We start from the raw sequence: 14334 nt of genomic DNA, 5'->3' as shown, positions 1-14334 counted from the left end.
TGCCGAGGACGCGCCGGGTGTGCGTGGCGGGACGACGGAGTGCGATGCTCGGTATTCATGTAATCGAATTACCCTGCGGAAGGTCCGGTTGTTGTACCGACCTCCCCCCTAAGCGGCGCTTAACGCCCGATCAGCCCGCCTTGGCTCGGAGCTCGGAGGGCTGGCGCCGGGGCAGGAGCACGTCGAGCTCGGAGCGAATCGCGGCCCGGCACTCGCAGGCCCGCGCCTCGAGGCCGGCGGCGTTCTCCACCCAGATGCGCCCGTGGCGGTAGGCGATCAGGCCCTCGTTGCGCAACGTGCGCGCCGCCGCGGTCACGCTCGTGCGGCGCACGCCGAGCGTGTCGGCGATCTGCTCCTGCGTCAGTGCGAAGCGCTTCGCGCTGCTCGCGTCCGAGCAGGCGATGAGACGGCGGGCGAAGCGCTGCTCGAGGCCGTGCTTGGCGTTGCAGGCGACGCTCTGCAGGAGCTTGCCCGTCGTGACCATGTTCGCTCGCACGGCCATGTCGCGGATCACCGCGCTCTCCTCGCAGGCGGCGAGCATGTCCGCCGTCGAGATGGCGAAACCGTCGCCCTCGACGTGCATGATCGCCTGGCGCAGCGACCGCGGCGCGCCGACACCGCCCATCAGGCCGACGGCGCTGTCGGGACCGATGGTGAGGCTTTCGATCGAGGCGCCGTCCTCCATGACGGTTACGTAAGATACCAATCCGGATTCCAGGAAAACGATCCGGGAGATGGGGGTGTCGGCCTCCATCAGGACGTCCCCGATTTCGAAGGATACGGGCGAGAGGCGGCGCTCCAGGCGCTCGAGGTCGGCATCCGGAAGGAAAGCCAAGCAACGATTCTTGTAAGTTCTCCGCGCCATGTCCATTCCCGCCTTCACTCGATTTCGAGCCGTTGTGTGGTGCCGTGATAGACGTTCACCCGGCGCGACGCAAATTGGCTTGGGTTCTACGCCGCTTACTCAAGGTAAGGTAGAGTCGGCGAAGCCCTGCGATTCCGTGTCGGGTTCCGAGCACGAGAACACGCGTTTCTATGGACGCGAAGGACCGTCGATCTCCGACACGCTAGAGCGGCGACGGCGACGCTGCAACTGGACCCGGATTCGGGCGGTACGTCGCGTGTGTCGCCCCCAGAGTATTCGCAACCATCCGCAATCCTGCGAAGCCGACGCCGGCGCCGGACGCCGCTACGCTCCGAGTCGCCGAGTGCAGGGGCCGGCGTGGCCGGCCGGCGCGCGCGTGGGACGGAGGAAGCGGCCTTGGACGACGGCGGCATCGGCGCGGCGGGACGCACGGCGACGCCGCCGCGGCGCGCCGCCGCGGGCGAGCCGCCGCGACGCGACCTGTGCACCGATTGCGGGATCTCGCGCAGCTCGGACCCGAAGCGGTGCGGCCGCGCCTGCCAGTTCATCGCCCCCGACTACGAGCGGCTAGAGGCGCGCGTGCACGGGCGCGCCCGCGACCCGGCGCGCCCGGACGAGCTGCATTTCGGCCCCTTTCGCAGGATGCTGCGCGCGGCGCTCCACGCGCCCGCCGCGGGCGCGCAATGGACGGGGATCACGACCCGCATCGCCGAGCGCCTGCTCCGGACGGGCGCGGTCGAGGCGGTCCTCACCATGGCCCCGGACCCGCAGGACCGCTGGCGTCCGGTGCCGGTGCTCGTCACCGATCCCGCCGATCTCGCGCGCTGCCGCGGCATGCGCATGGGCTACGCACCACTCCTCTCCCTGCTCGAGCCGGCGCGGGCCCGGGGCATCGCGCGCCTCGCCGTGATCGGCATCCCCTGCCAGGTCTACGCCCTGCGCGCGCTCGAGGCCGAGCTCGGGTTCGAGCGGATCTACGTGATCGGCACGCCCTGCTCGGACAACACCACGACCGAGAGCTTCCACGGCTTCCTCGCCCTGCTCGACGAGGCGCCGCAGACCATCTCCTACCTCGAGTTCCGGGCGGATTACCGCGTCGAGATCCGCCACGACGACGGGCGCGTGCGCACCGTGCCGTTCCTGAAGCTGCCGATCTCGAAGCTGCCGGCGGACTTCTTCCCGCTCACCTGCCGAACCTGCGTCGACTACACCAACGTGCTCGCGGACATCACCGTCGGGTACATGGGCGGCGAGGGGAAGCAATGGCTCATCGTGCGCAACGCCCGCGGCGAGGAGCTGGTCTCGCTCCTGGGCGACGAGGTCGTGCTCGAGGCCTGCGGCTCGAAGGGGGCGCGCGCGAGCGCGGTGAAGGGCTTCGTCGCCAACGTCGCCCGCGCCGCCGGCGGCCTGCCGCTGCGCGCCATGCCCGATTGGGCGCGCCCCATCGTGGCGTGGCTGCAGCCGCGCATCGGGCCCCGTGGCCTCGAGTTCGCCCGTGCCCGCGTCGAGATGAAGGCGGCCGAGACCGTGCTCCACCTGCGCCGCGCCCGGCCACAGCGGATGCGCACGATGATTCCGGCCCACGTCTGGCGCCTCGTCGCCCCCTACGGGGTCGCGCCGCAGCCCGGGGAGCATGCCCGGGACGACGCCGGGCACGATGTCCCGGACGATGCCCGCGGGTGACGCGCACCCTGCTTGTCGACCACGATACGCTCGAGCACCCCGTGGTGGAAACGGCGGCCCTGCCGGCGGCAGGCCCTCTCCGGTGCGGGGCCCGAGCGCGGCAGCGTCGTTCGCGTGCAGAACGTATGCGGGAGAACGCTCGGACTCCCGGTTGCTTAATCGAAAGCAATGCAATATCGATTGTGACAGGACTGGTTGCCGGTGCGGCTCGGATGAGGCGCGCGCAACTCGAAGGCGATACGCCTGTCCGTCGATGGCCCCGAGGCCGAGCGGCGGTCACGCGTCGTCGGGGTTCGGGAGCGGTGCGGACATGAGCGAAGACAGCACGACGGTCGACTACATGACCCTCGCGGCCGAGGTGGTGGCGTCCTACGTGGCCAACAATTCCCTGCCGGCGCAGGATCTGCCGGGGCTCATCGAGCTGGTGTACTCCGCTGTCGCCGGGCTCGGGCGCGCGAAGGAGGCCGAGCGCGACGCGCCGCTCGAGCCCGCGGTCGCGATCCGCCGATCGGTCACGCCGGACTTCATCGTCTGCCTGGAGGACGGCAAGAAGTTCAAGTCGCTCAAGCGCTACCTGCGCACGCGCTACGGCCTCACGCCGGAGCAGTACCGCGAGAGGTGGGGATTGCCGCCGGACTACCCCATGGTCGCGCCGAACTACGCCCGCGCGCGTTCCGATCTCGCCAAGGAGATGGGGCTCGGCCAGCAGCGCCGCCGACGACGCCCGCCCCCGCGGTGAGCCCGGGCGGTTAGGGAGGGCCCGGGGGAGGTGCGACGGGGCGGCCGAGGATCCGCCCGCGTCTCGGCGCGCACCAGCGGGCCCCCGAATCCGGGGTCCCGACGCGGCCGGTTGGCCGATCCCGGGTCGGGCGATCGGGGGTTTTGTTCCTCCTCCGTTCTAACAACCTCGTTGACATTTTTGCCGAAAGATGCACCCTTGGCTGGCTGCGGGAGCGAGGAGCGGTGACCGATGGATCGGCGATCTGTGATGGAACAAAACACGAACAAGACCAAGCGGGACGCAGCCGGATCTCCCGCGGCACGCCGGTCGCGCGCCACCGCGGCGCAGCGCGAGGCGGGCTCGGGATCGACGCCGCTGGCGCGTCGGGCGGTACGCCTGCTCGAGGCGCTCGCCGCACCGGGCGCGAGCGCCTTTCCCGATCCGGTCGAGGAGGCTCGCGTCGTCGTGCGTGCCGCGGCCGACCGACGTGGCGTCTCGCTGAGCGCCGGCGCCTTCCCGCGCGCCGACGCCGATCGCCTGGTGGGCGCAGATCTCGCGCGCTGGTCGCGTGCCGGCCGCGCGCGCCGGCTGGAGGCGACGGATGCCGGGCGCGCCTGGCTGCGACGCGGAGCCGATCCGGCCGAGCCGTTCGCCGCGCAGCACCGCGCCGGCGCCGTCGCGGCACGTCCCGATCCCGCGGACGGCACGCCCCGGCGCGTCGCCGTCAACAACGCCGAGAGCCCGCTCGCCTGGCTCGCGAGCCGCGCCAATCGCGACGGCACGCCCTTCCTCTCGCCGGCGGCGGTGGAGGCGGGGGAGCGGCTGCGGCGCGACATCACGGTCGCCGGCATCATGCCGGGCGTGACGGTCGACTGGTCGCGTTTCGGCGGGGGCGGTTCGGGCACGGGGCGCGCGCCCGGCGAGCGCCAGACGATGACGGAGACGCTCGTCGCCGCGCGCCAGCGCCTCGCCCGCGCCGGGGAGGCCCTCGGGGGCGAGGATCTCGACCTCCTCGTCGACGTCTGCGGCTTCCTGAAGGGGCTCGCCACGATCGAGCGCGAGCGCGGCTGGCCGGCGCGCTCGGCGAAGATGCTCGTCGCGCGTGCGCTCGACCGCCTCGCACGGCACTACGGGCTCGCGGCGGAGGCGCGCGGGCGGGCGCACGCCGCAGGCATCGGGGTGTGGCGGGCGTGACCCCGTTTCCGCCGGCGCGCCATCAGCCGCGGCGGAACGCCTCGCTCGCCTCGAGCGCGTCCGCGTCGCGGCCCGCGGTCGCGACGGCACGCACCTCGCCCTCCTCGAGCAGGTGCACGACCGCGTCCCGCGCCGCGGGATCGCCCTCGACGCGGATCTCGTCGGGAGCGCTCGCGTGGCCGACGTAGCGCACAGAGAGATCGTACTGCTTCGTCCAGAAGAAGGCGGGATCGTCGTAGGCCGCGACGCGGCCCATCATCGCGAGCGCGGCGGTCTGGCCCTGGCGCTGGGCGACGACCCAATGCTCGACGCGGATCGGATCGGCGCCTTGCGGATCGGGGAAGCGGGCGATGTCGCCCGCGGCCCAGATGGCGGGGTCGCTCGTGCGCATGGACGCGTCGACCCTCACCCCGTCCTCGACGTCGAGGCCCGCGGCCTCGGCGAGGTCGGTGCGCGGGGAGACGCCGATGCCGGCGAGAACGAGATCCGCCGGGAGCCGCGTCCCGTCGTCGAGGACGGCCTCGCCGTCGGCGAAGGCCGCGATCGTGCGCCCGAGCCTGAAGGCGACGCCGTTCTCCTCGTGCAGCGCGCGCAGCATGTCGGAGATGGCCTCGCCGAACACCTTCGCCATCGGCCGGTCCTGCGGCGCCACCACCGTGACCGCGCAGCCGCGCTTCGCCAGGGCCGCCGCCGCCTCCATGCCGATGAAGCTCGCGCCCATTACCACGACCCGCGCGCCTTCCCGCAGCCGCCCGACGATGGCGCGGGCGTCGTCGAGCGAGCGCAGGAGCCGCACCGCCTCGTGGTCCGCGCCGGGCATGCCCGGCGTCCTCGGCTCGCCGCCGGTGGCCAGGAGGAGCTTGTCGTACGGAATCGCGCCGCCGTCCACGAGGCGCACCTGCCTGCCCTCCCGGTCGATCGCGGCGACCCGCGTCGAGAGGCGCAGGGTGACGCCCTCGAGCCCGTGATCGTCGGCGAGCCCGAGCTCGCCCTCCTTCTTCGCTCCTTGGAGGAAAGCCTTGGAAAGCATGGTACGATCGTAGGGCGGGTCGGTGTCGTCGGACAGCATCGTCACGCGTCCGGAGAAGCCCTCGCGGCGCAGCAGGTCGGCGGCCGCGAAGCCGGCTGCACCGCCGCCGACGATGACGATCCGCTCCACGGCGTCCCCGTCGTGCGCGCCGAGCCCCTTGCCGGTGTCCGGCGCCAGCCGCTCGCCGACGTGGACGCGATCGTCGACGATCCGTACCTCCCAGCGCGGCAGGGCATCGAAGGCCGGTGCCTCGAGCGCGCGCCCGGTGCGCAGCGAGAAGCAGGCGTGGTGCCAGGGGCAGCGCACGGTGTCCTCGACCACGAGACCCTCGCCCAGCGGACCGCCGAGATGCGTGCAGCGCGCCCCCACCGCGAGGAACTCGGACCCGCGCCGCGCCAGGAGCACGCGCTCGCCGCGGACCTCACCGACGAGAGTGGCGCCGTCCGGAAAGTCGGCGAGGGGCACGCCGGCGTCGAGATCCGCCTCGCGCGGGTAGGCGCCGTGGCTGTCCGTCATGTCTCGTCTCCTGCTGCGTCGGGGCGTGGCGTGGTGGCGTCCCGCTTCAACGCACCGGGTGGCGGAAAGGAGCCGCGTCGACCGCGCCGCGCTTGCGACGCCCGGTCGCCCGGCGTAGCGTTTCCGGAAGGATGGCGGTGCGTCGACTCGGGCGCGCTTTCGCGACGACACCGGCGGGATCGGCCGCCGCAGGAGGATCATGCGACTGGCGATCATCGGGGCGACGCGGGGCATCGGCAAAGCGCTTTCCGAGCAGGCCCGCGCCGCGGGACACCACGTGGTGGCGGTCGGGCGCTCGCTCGGCCCCGCCGCGAGCGCGAACCTCACGCACATGCGCGGCTCGATCCTCGACGAGGGCGTGGCCGAGGAGGCGCTCGAGCGGGCGGACGCGGTCGCCTATTGCCTCGGCGGCGGCGGCTACGGGCCGAACGTGGGCCGCCCCGTCACCGTCTTCTCGGAGACGACGCAGCGGCTCCTCGACGCCATGCGCGCGACCGGCGTCATGCGCATCGGCGTGATCACCGGCGTCGGCTCGGGCGAGAGCAGGGGCCACGGCGGGGTTCTCTACGACACGCTCGCGATGCCGCTCGCGCTCGGCGCGATCTACGCCGACAAGACCCGCCAGGAAGAGATGCTGCGCTCGAGCGACCGCGACTGGACGATCGTCCGCCCCGTCGTCCTCACGCACGGGCCCTACACCGGCACCTACCGCGTCGTCGAGGACCTCGCCGGGTTCCGGGGCGGCACGGTGAGCCGCGCCGATTGCGCCGATTGCCTCCTGAAAGCGCTGGCCGAGCATCGCTGGTCGCGCCGCGCGGTCGCGATCGTCGGGGGCGATGCGGCATGAGCCTGCGCATCCGGCCCGCGCGCCCGGGGGAGGCGCCGCTCGTCCACGCCTTCGTGCGGGAGCTCGCCCGCTACGAGCGGCTCGAGCACGAGATGGACGCCACCGAGGCGATGCTCGACGCCGCCCTGTTCGGCGAGCGCCCGCGCGTGTTCTGCGACATCGCGGAATGGGACGGCGAGCCCGTCGGCTTCGCCCTGTGGTTCTACAACTTCTCGACCTTCCGCGGCCGCCACGGGATCTACCTCGAGGACCTCTTCGTGCGCGAGAGCGCCCGGGGCCGCGGCATCGGCAAGGCGCTGCTGGCGCGCCTCGCCGCACGCTGCCGCGCCGAGGGCCTGACCCGCCTCGAATGGTGGGTGCTCGACTGGAATGCCCCGTCGATCGCGTTCTACCGCTCGATCGGCGCCGTGCCGATGGACGAATGGACCGTGATGCGGGTGACCGGGGACGCGCTCGAGGCGCTCGCGGGCGCGTCGTCGGCGGAGGCCGGGTCGTGAGGCCGATCGTCCTCGTCGCCGCGGTGGCGCGCAACGGCGTGATCGGCCGGGAGAACCAGCTCGTCTGGCGCCTGCGCAGCGACCTGCGGCGCTTTCGCGCGCTCACCATGGGCAAGCCGCTGATCATGGGCCGCAAGACCTTCGATTCGATCGGCAAGCCGCTTCCCGGCCGCGAGACCGTGGTGCTCACCCGCGACCGCGGCTTCTCCCACCCCGGCGTGCACACGGCGCAGAGCTTCGATACGGCGATGGCCATGGCCGACACCATCGCCTCGCGCATGGGCGCGCCCGAGATCGTGGTCGCCGGCGGCGCCGAGGTCTACGCCCTGGCGCTGCCCTACGCGGCGAAATTGTACCTCACCCGGGTCGAGGCGGAGCCCGAAGGCGACGCCGTCTTCCCCGGATACGACGCCGACGCCTTCACGGAGGTGCGACACGAGGCCCACCCCGCCGGCCCGGAGGACGAACATGCCTTCGCTTTCATTGATTTAGAGCGCCGTGCGGCGCTCGTTTCCGGTTGACTTCGCGCGCGCGAGAACCCACGTGAGGCTTGGCGGTCGAGGGGTCTCGGCGAGGTCCCGGAATTCGGCCGTGGGGTCGGATACACACGTCGAACCTGTTATTCATCGTTGCTGACGAGAGGGAAAGGCGCATCATGCCTTGGAGCAACCAGAGCGGCGGCGGGTCGCGAGGGCCTTGGGGCCAGCGCGGCGGCGGGTCGGGAGGCCCGTGGGGCGGCGGCGGCGGAGGCGGCGGCCCGTCGGGCGGCGGCAACCAGCCGGACCTCGAGGAGATCCTGCGTCGCAGCCAGGACCGGCTGCGCAACATCGTCCCGGGCGGCGGCGGCGGTCTCGGCGGCAAGGGGATCGCGCTGATCCTCGTCGCGGTCGTCGGCGTGTGGCTGCTCACCGGCTTCTACACGGTGCGCCCGAACGAGGTCGGCCTCAACCTCGTCTTCGGCCAGTTCAGCGGCCAGACGGCGCCGGGCCTGAACTACAACTGGCCCTATCCGATCGGCGAGGTGGTCAAGCCGAACGTCACGCAGGTGAACCGCACCGAGGTGGGCTATCGCTCGGTCGGCCAGGGCCAGCAGCGCGACGTCCTCGACGAGTCGCTGATGCTGACCGGCGACGAGAACATCGTCGACATCGATTTCGACGTGCAGTGGCAGATCGACCCGGCCAACGCCGGCAACTACGTCTTCAACATCGCCGATCCCGAGGGCACGATCGACTCGATCGCGCAGTCCTCCATGCGCGAGGTCATCGGCCGGCGCGACATCCAGGCGATCCTCACGACCGAGCAGGGCGAGATCACCACCGAGGTGGAGCAGCTCATGCAGCAGTCGCTCGACCAGTACGGCGCGGGCGTGCTCGTGCGCGTCGTGCAGCTGCAGGCGGCGGTGCCGCCGGCGCAGGTCCGCGAGGCGTTCTTCGACGTGAACGCCGCGCAGCAGGACCTGGTGCGCCTCCAGAACGAGGCCGAGACCTACGCGAGCCGCGTCGTGCCGGAAGCACGAGGCGAGGCCGCCCGCCTGGTCCAGCAGGCCGAGGCCTACCGCGAGCAGGTCGTCAACGCCGCCGAGGGCCAGGCGTCGCGCTTCAACCAGATCTACGCCGAGTATGCCAACGCGCCGCAGATCACCCGCGACCGTCTCTTCCTCGAGACGATGGAGCGCGTGTTCGGGCAGACCGACAAGGTGCTCATCGACCAGAACGGGTCGGGCGGGACCGGCGTCGTGCCCTACCTGCCGCTGCCGGAGATCCAGCGCCGCCTCGACACCCAGGGAGCCACGCGATGAGAAACCCGATCTTCCGCCTCGGCGCGATCATCGTCCTGGTCGTCATTATCGTCGTCGCCTGGGCGTCCCTGTTCACCGTCCGCGAGACCGAGCAGGCCGTCGTGCTGCGCTTCGGCGCCGTGCGCAACGTCATCACCGACCCCGGCCTCTACGTGAAGGCGCCCTTCATCGACGTGGTGCTGCCGGTGGAGAAGCGCGTGCTGTCGCTCGACATCCCGCCGCAGACCGTGCTCTCCGCCGACCGGCAGAACCTCGAGGTCGACGCGTTCTCGCGCTACCGCATCGTCGACCCGCTGCAGTTCTACCAGGCGGTGAACAACATCGAGAACGCGCGGGCCCGCCTGCAGTCGTTCATCAACTCCGCCATGCGTAACGTGCTGGCCAACGCGTCCTTCCCGGAGATCATCCGCACGAACCGCGTCGAGCTGATGCTGCGCATCCAGGAGATCGTCGATCGCCAGGCCGATTCGCTCGGCATCGAGATCATCGACGTGCGCCTCACCCGCGTCGACCTGCCGCCGGCGAACTCGGAGGCCGTGTTCCGCCGCATGCAGACGGAGCGCGAGCGCGAGGCCGCGGACCTGCGCGCCCAGGGCGCCCAGCGCGCCGCCTCGATCCGCGCCCGCGCCGACCGCGACGTCACGGTCATCGTCGCCGAGGCCAACCGCACGGCGGAGGAGCTGCGTGGTGCGGGCGATGCGGAGCGCAACCGCATCCTCGCCGGCTCCTACAGCGTCGATCCGGAGTTCTTCGCCTTCTACCGCTCGATGCTCGCCTACGAGCAGGCGCTGATGCGCAACGAGAACGCCGAGACCCGCATCGTGCTCTCGCCGGATTCGGAGTTCTTCCGCTTCTTCGCCGACCCGTCGGGCCGGCGCGGGGGCGCGGAGGGCGCGCTGCCGCCTCCCGCGGGTGCCGGCGCCGCTCCCGGCCCGGTGAGCGAGGCCCCCGCCGCGGCGGCTCCGGCCGCCGACGGCACGGGCTCCGTGCCGCCGCCGATCGAGCTGCCCGCCCAGGCGGCGGAGGTCGCCTCCGACGTCGTCCCGGCGACGGCGGCGGCGCCCGCCCCGGCGCTGGCACAGTGAGGAGCGGGTCACGCAGCGCAACCTGATCGGCCGCCCATGATCGCGATGATGATCGCAGCCTCATGACGGATCTCGTCGTCGCCCTCGGCCTCGTCCTCGCGGTCGAGGGCCTCCTGTTCGCGGCCTTTCCGGAGGGCGTGAAGCGCGCGATGATCGCCGCGGCCGAGACGCCGGCCGATCGGATGCGCCTCGTCGGCATCGCCTCGGCGATCGTCGGCGTCGCGATCGTCTGGCTGATCCGGGGGTGATGCCGGCCGGCCGGCCTCTCCGCCGCCCGCGCGGCCGTTCGCCGGCTTGACCCGCGCCGCGCCGCGGCCGATCTTCCCGTCGTGTGTTGCGCGAGCGGGCTCCCGTCACGTTCCCGCCCGGATCGGCGCCCACCGTCGCCGATCGTCGACGTCATGAAGTGAGGTTCTTCTCATGTACGAGGCCGTCTCTCGGCTCGCCGCCCGTGCGGGCAGGACGTTCGGATCCGGCGAGCGGGGTCTCGCACGCAGCCTCGCCCTCGTCGCGACGGCCGCGGCGCTCGCCGTGCCGCCGCTCGCCGCGCCGCTCGCCCAGACGGCGCAGGTCGCGCCCGCCCAGCAGATCGCCCCGCGGCCCTTTCCGGACGCGCCGGAGAGCTTCGCCGACCTCGTCGAGCGCGTGATGCCCGCCGTCGTCAACATCCAGGCGGCGACCACGGCCGAGGTCGAGGAGCGCTTCATGCCGCAGCTCCCGCCGGGCACCCCCTTCGAGGACCTGTTCGAGGAGTTCTTCAACCGTCGCGGCGAGAGCGCGCCCCGCATGCCGCGCCGCTCGAACTCGCTCGGCTCGGGCTTCGTCATCGACGCCTCGGGGGTCATCGTCACGAACAACCACGTCATCGGCGACGCCGACGAGATCGAGGTCGTCTTCCCGGACGGCACGACCTACGAGGCGGAGGTCGTGGGCACCGATTCGGCCATCGACCTCGCCGTCCTGAAGATCGAGGCGGACGTCGAGCTGCCCTTCGTGCCCTTCGGCGAATCGGAAGAGATGCGCATCGGCGACTGGGTCGTGGCGATCGGCAACCCGTTCGGTCTCGGCGGATCGGTGTCCGCCGGCATCGTGTCGGCCCGTGCCCGCGACATCGCGAGCGGGCCCTACGACAACTACATCCAGACGGACGCGGCGATCAACCGCGGCAATTCCGGCGGGCCGCTGTTCAACATGCGCGGCGAGGTCGTGGGCATCAACACCGCGATTCTCTCGCCGACGGGCGGGTCGGTCGGCATCGGCTTCTCGATTCCGACCTCGACCGCGCTGCCCGTGATCGAGCAGCTCCAGCGATACGGCGAGACCCGGCGCGGCTGGCTCGGCGTGCGCATCCAGAGCATCGACGAGACGACGGCGGATGCGCTCGGCCTCGACGAGGCGCGCGGCGCCCTGGTCGCCGGCGTCGATCCCGCGGGGCCGGCGATGGACGCCGGCATCGAGATGGGCGACGTGATCGTGCGCTTCGACGGCGTCGCGGTCGAGAGCTCGCGCGACCTGCCGCGCATCGTCGCCAACACGCCCGTGGGCAAGGAGGTCGCCGTCGAGGTGATCCGCAACGGGGAGCGCACGACGCTCGACGTCACCATCGCGCGCCTCCGGGAGGACGGCGTCGCGGAGGCGAGCGCGCCCGACGCGCCGAAGAGCGACGACGCCCCCGCGGCGGTGCGCCAGGCGCTCGGCATGGAGCTCTCCGAGATCACGGACGAGCTGCGCGCGCGCTACGCCATCGCCGACGATGTCGAGGGCGTGGTCGTCACCGATGTCGACCCGCTCTCCGCCGCCTCCGAGCGGCAGATCCGCGAGGGCGACGTCATCCTCGAGGTCGGCCAGGAGCCGGTGTCGACGCCGCAGGAAGTGGCCGAGCGCATCGAGGGCCTGCGCGCCGAGGGCCGCCGGTCGGCGCTGCTCCTCGTGTCCAACGCCGACGGCGAGGTGCGCTTCGTCGCGCTCGCCATGAACGAGGACGCCGGCGACGCCAAGTGAGCCGGTTCGGCCGCCGATTGACGTTCCGCAAGGTGTCGGCTCCGATCGCGGGCTAGAACCGCTGCGAACTGGAACGTCTCCGAGCGGTCGCGGCCCATGTCGTCCCCCACCGGGGCGTCGTCCCCCACCAGGGCGTCGTCCCCCACCATGGCCTCCGCCGAAGGCGGGCTCTCGCCGCTGCGCGACATCCTCGCGGGGCGGCGCGGGCGCGTGCGGCTCGCGCTCCTCGCGGTCGCGGCGGGCGGCCTCGCGGCGGGGCTGATCGCGCCGGCGCTCGGCGCCTCGCCGCGGCTCGGTGCCGCGGCGCTCTACGCGGCGACGCTGCCCGTCCTCGCGGCGCTGCTCCTGGAGATCGTCACCAGCCTGCACCGGGGCGACGTCGGCCTCGACATCGTCGCCGCGCTGGCGATGGCCGGGGCGCTGGTGCTCGGCGAGCCGCTCGCGGGTGCCGTGGTCGCGGTGATGTACGCGGGCGGGCAGTTCCTGGAGGCCTACGCGGAGGGCAGGGCCGGGCGGCGGATGACGGCGCTCCTCGCCCACGCCCCGCGTTCCGCCCTGCGCCACGGGCCGGAGGGGCTCGCCGAGATCCCGCTCGATGCGGTGCGCCAAGGCGACAGGCTGCTCGTGCGCAAGGGCGACACGCTGCCCGTCGACGGGCGCATCGCGCCCGGCGCGAGCGCGCTCCTCGACGTCTCCGCCCTCACCGGCGAGCCGCTGCCCGTGCGTCGTGGGGCGGGCGAGACGGCGCTGAGCGGCGCGACCAATTTGGGCGAGGCGTTCGATCTCGTGGCCGAGCGCCCCGCGCGCGAGAGCACCTACGCCGGCATCGTGCGGCTCGTCGAGGCGGCGCGCGCCGAGAAGGCGCCGATGGCGCGCCTCGCCGACCGCTGGGCGATGCTCTTCCTCGGTCTCACCCTGGTCATCGCCGGCGTCGCCTGGATCGCGAGCGGCGACCCGGTGCGCGCCCTCGCCGTGCTCGTCGTGGCGACGCCGTGCCCGCTGATCCTGGCGGTGCCGGTCGCGATCGTCTCCGGGCTTTCGCGCGCGGCCGAGGCGGGCGTGCTCGTCAAGGGCGGCGGTGCCCTCGAGCGGCTCGCCGCGGCGCGGGTGCTCGTGCTCGACAAGACGGGCACGCTCACCGCCGGGACCCCGCAACTGCAGCGCATCGTCCTGCGCGAGGGCGCGCGGCACCGCGCCGACGAGGCCGAGATCCTGCGGCTCGCCGCCTCGCTGGAGCAGGCCTCGAGCCACGTCGCGGCGCGAGCCCTCGTCTCCGCGGCGCGCGAGCGCGGGCTCGCGCTCGCCACGCCGACGGACGTCGTCGAGGCTGCCGGAGACGGCCTCGCCGGGCGCGTCGAAGGCCGGCTCGTCGCCGTCGCCGGCGCTCCCGCGCGGGCGGGCGACCCGCCCGGCGCCGTGCGTGCGCGGGTCGCCCTCGACGGCTCGGAGGCGGCCGAGCTCGTCCTCGCCGATCGCCTCCGGCCGGGTGTCGAGGACCTGCTGCGGGACCTGCGCGGGACGGGCGGCTTCGCGAGGCTCGTGCTGGCCACCGGCGACCGCGAGGCCGTCGCCCGCGCGCTCCTCGCCGGCCTGCCGATCGACGCGATCGAGGCGGAATGCGCACCCGCCGACAAGGTCGCGGTCGTGACCCGGGAGCGCGCGCACGGCCCCGTCGTCATGCTCGGCGACGGCGTCAACGACGCACCCGCGCTCGCCGCCGCGGACGTCGGAATCGCGATGGGGGCCCGCGGCGCCGCCGCCTCCGCGCAGGCGGCGGACGCCGTGGTGCTGGTCGACCGTCTGGAGCCCGTCGCCGAGGCGCGCGGCATCGCGCGTCGCGCACGGAAGATCGCCTTGCAGAGCGTCGCGCTCGGCATCGGGCTGTCGGTCGCGGGTATGATCGCCGCTGCGCTCGGCTGGCTGACGCCCGTCGAGGGCGCGCTCCTGCAGGAGGCGATCGACGTGGCGGCGATCCTCAACGCCCTGCGCGCGCTCGCGCCGGGCAGGGGGCGCGGCGCCCGGGTTGGCGGGCGCAGCGAAGCCGCTCTATCCTCGCCCGCAGCACAGGCCGGCAGGGCCGCGTAGCAGCGAGGC

Annotated in this window: 13 protein-coding genes; 11 read left to right on the top strand and 2 right to left on the bottom strand. The window is 73.1% G+C overall.

All coding sequences use genetic code 11. The features are described from left to right. Window positions 1-130: 130 nt before the first annotated feature. A complete protein-coding gene (locus G407_RS24860) occupies window positions 131-706 on the bottom strand; it encodes a Crp/Fnr family transcriptional regulator (protein WP_210163049.1) in 576 nt (191 codons plus the stop codon). A 555-nt stretch (window positions 707-1261) separates the two neighbouring features. Between G407_RS24860 and G407_RS24855 the strand changes: the two genes are divergently transcribed. From G407_RS24855 to G407_RS24850, 3 genes are all read left to right on the top strand, one after another. Next, complete coding sequence (locus G407_RS24855; RefSeq protein ID WP_425337479.1) at window positions 1262-2548, top strand: Coenzyme F420 hydrogenase/dehydrogenase, beta subunit C-terminal domain; 1287 nt, start codon at window positions 1262-1264, stop codon at window positions 2546-2548. Window positions 2549-2858: 310 nt separating this feature from the next. Then, a complete protein-coding gene (locus G407_RS0100385; protein WP_029029215.1) occupies window positions 2859-3287 on the top strand; it encodes a Ros/MucR family transcriptional regulator in 429 nt (142 codons plus the stop codon). 231 nt (window positions 3288-3518) lie between these two features. After that, on the top strand, window positions 3519-4463 hold the full coding sequence (locus G407_RS24850; protein WP_245258989.1) for a DUF6456 domain-containing protein: 945 nt from the start codon (window positions 3519-3521) through the stop codon (window positions 4461-4463). Window positions 4464-4485: 22 nt separating this feature from the next. Here the strand turns inward: G407_RS24850 and G407_RS0100375 are convergent, their stop codons facing one another. Next, on the bottom strand, window positions 4486-6009 hold the full coding sequence (locus G407_RS0100375) for an FAD-dependent oxidoreductase (protein WP_029029214.1): 1524 nt from the start codon (window positions 6007-6009) through the stop codon (window positions 4486-4488). 199 nt (window positions 6010-6208) lie between these two features. On the opposite strand from G407_RS0100375, the gene G407_RS0100370 reads away from it, so the two are divergent. From G407_RS0100370 to G407_RS0100335, 8 genes are all read left to right on the top strand, one after another. Beyond that, complete coding sequence (locus tag G407_RS0100370; RefSeq protein WP_043538586.1) at window positions 6209-6856, top strand: NAD(P)-dependent oxidoreductase; 648 nt, start codon at window positions 6209-6211, stop codon at window positions 6854-6856. Further along, the gene (locus tag G407_RS0100365) at window positions 6853-7353 is read left to right on the top strand and encodes a GNAT family N-acetyltransferase (protein WP_029029212.1); all 501 of its coding nucleotides are present in this window, start codon (window positions 6853-6855) and stop codon (window positions 7351-7353) included. The genes G407_RS0100370 and G407_RS0100365 overlap by 4 nt, the downstream gene beginning before the upstream one ends. Next, window positions 7350-7874, top strand: coding sequence for a dihydrofolate reductase (locus G407_RS0100360; RefSeq protein WP_029029211.1), 525 nt, complete (start codon window positions 7350-7352; stop codon window positions 7872-7874). The genes G407_RS0100365 and G407_RS0100360 overlap by 4 nt, the downstream gene beginning before the upstream one ends. 134 nt (window positions 7875-8008) lie before the next feature. Further along, a complete protein-coding gene (gene hflK, locus G407_RS0100355) occupies window positions 8009-9154 on the top strand; it encodes an FtsH protease activity modulator HflK (protein ID WP_029029210.1) in 1146 nt (381 codons plus the stop codon). After that, complete coding sequence (gene hflC / locus G407_RS24845) at window positions 9151-10239, top strand: protease modulator HflC (protein WP_084327116.1); 1089 nt, start codon at window positions 9151-9153, stop codon at window positions 10237-10239. The genes hflK and hflC overlap by 4 nt, the downstream gene beginning before the upstream one ends. A gap of 62 nt (window positions 10240-10301) precedes the next feature. Beyond that, window positions 10302-10487 (top strand): DUF2065 domain-containing protein, encoded by a 186-nt coding sequence (locus tag G407_RS0100345; protein ID WP_029029209.1) that lies wholly within the window; start codon window positions 10302-10304, stop codon window positions 10485-10487. A gap of 172 nt (window positions 10488-10659) precedes the next feature. Continuing rightward, window positions 10660-12240, top strand: a complete 1581-nt coding sequence (locus tag G407_RS0100340; protein ID WP_029029208.1) for a DegQ family serine endoprotease — start codon at window positions 10660-10662, stop codon at window positions 12238-12240. Window positions 12241-12336: 96 nt separating this feature from the next. Continuing rightward, entirely contained in the window at window positions 12337-14325 is a 1989-nt protein-coding gene (locus G407_RS0100335) for a heavy metal translocating P-type ATPase (RefSeq protein ID WP_245258988.1), read from the top strand. Window positions 14326-14334: the final 9 nt, after the last annotated feature.

Origin of the sequence: Salinarimonas rosea DSM 21201 (assembly GCF_000429045.1) — a bacterium.
Classification (GTDB): Bacteria; Pseudomonadota; Alphaproteobacteria; order Rhizobiales; family Beijerinckiaceae; genus Salinarimonas; species Salinarimonas rosea.
Note: the sequence above shows the minus strand (reverse complement) of the source record. Positions and strands in the feature narration are given on the sequence as shown.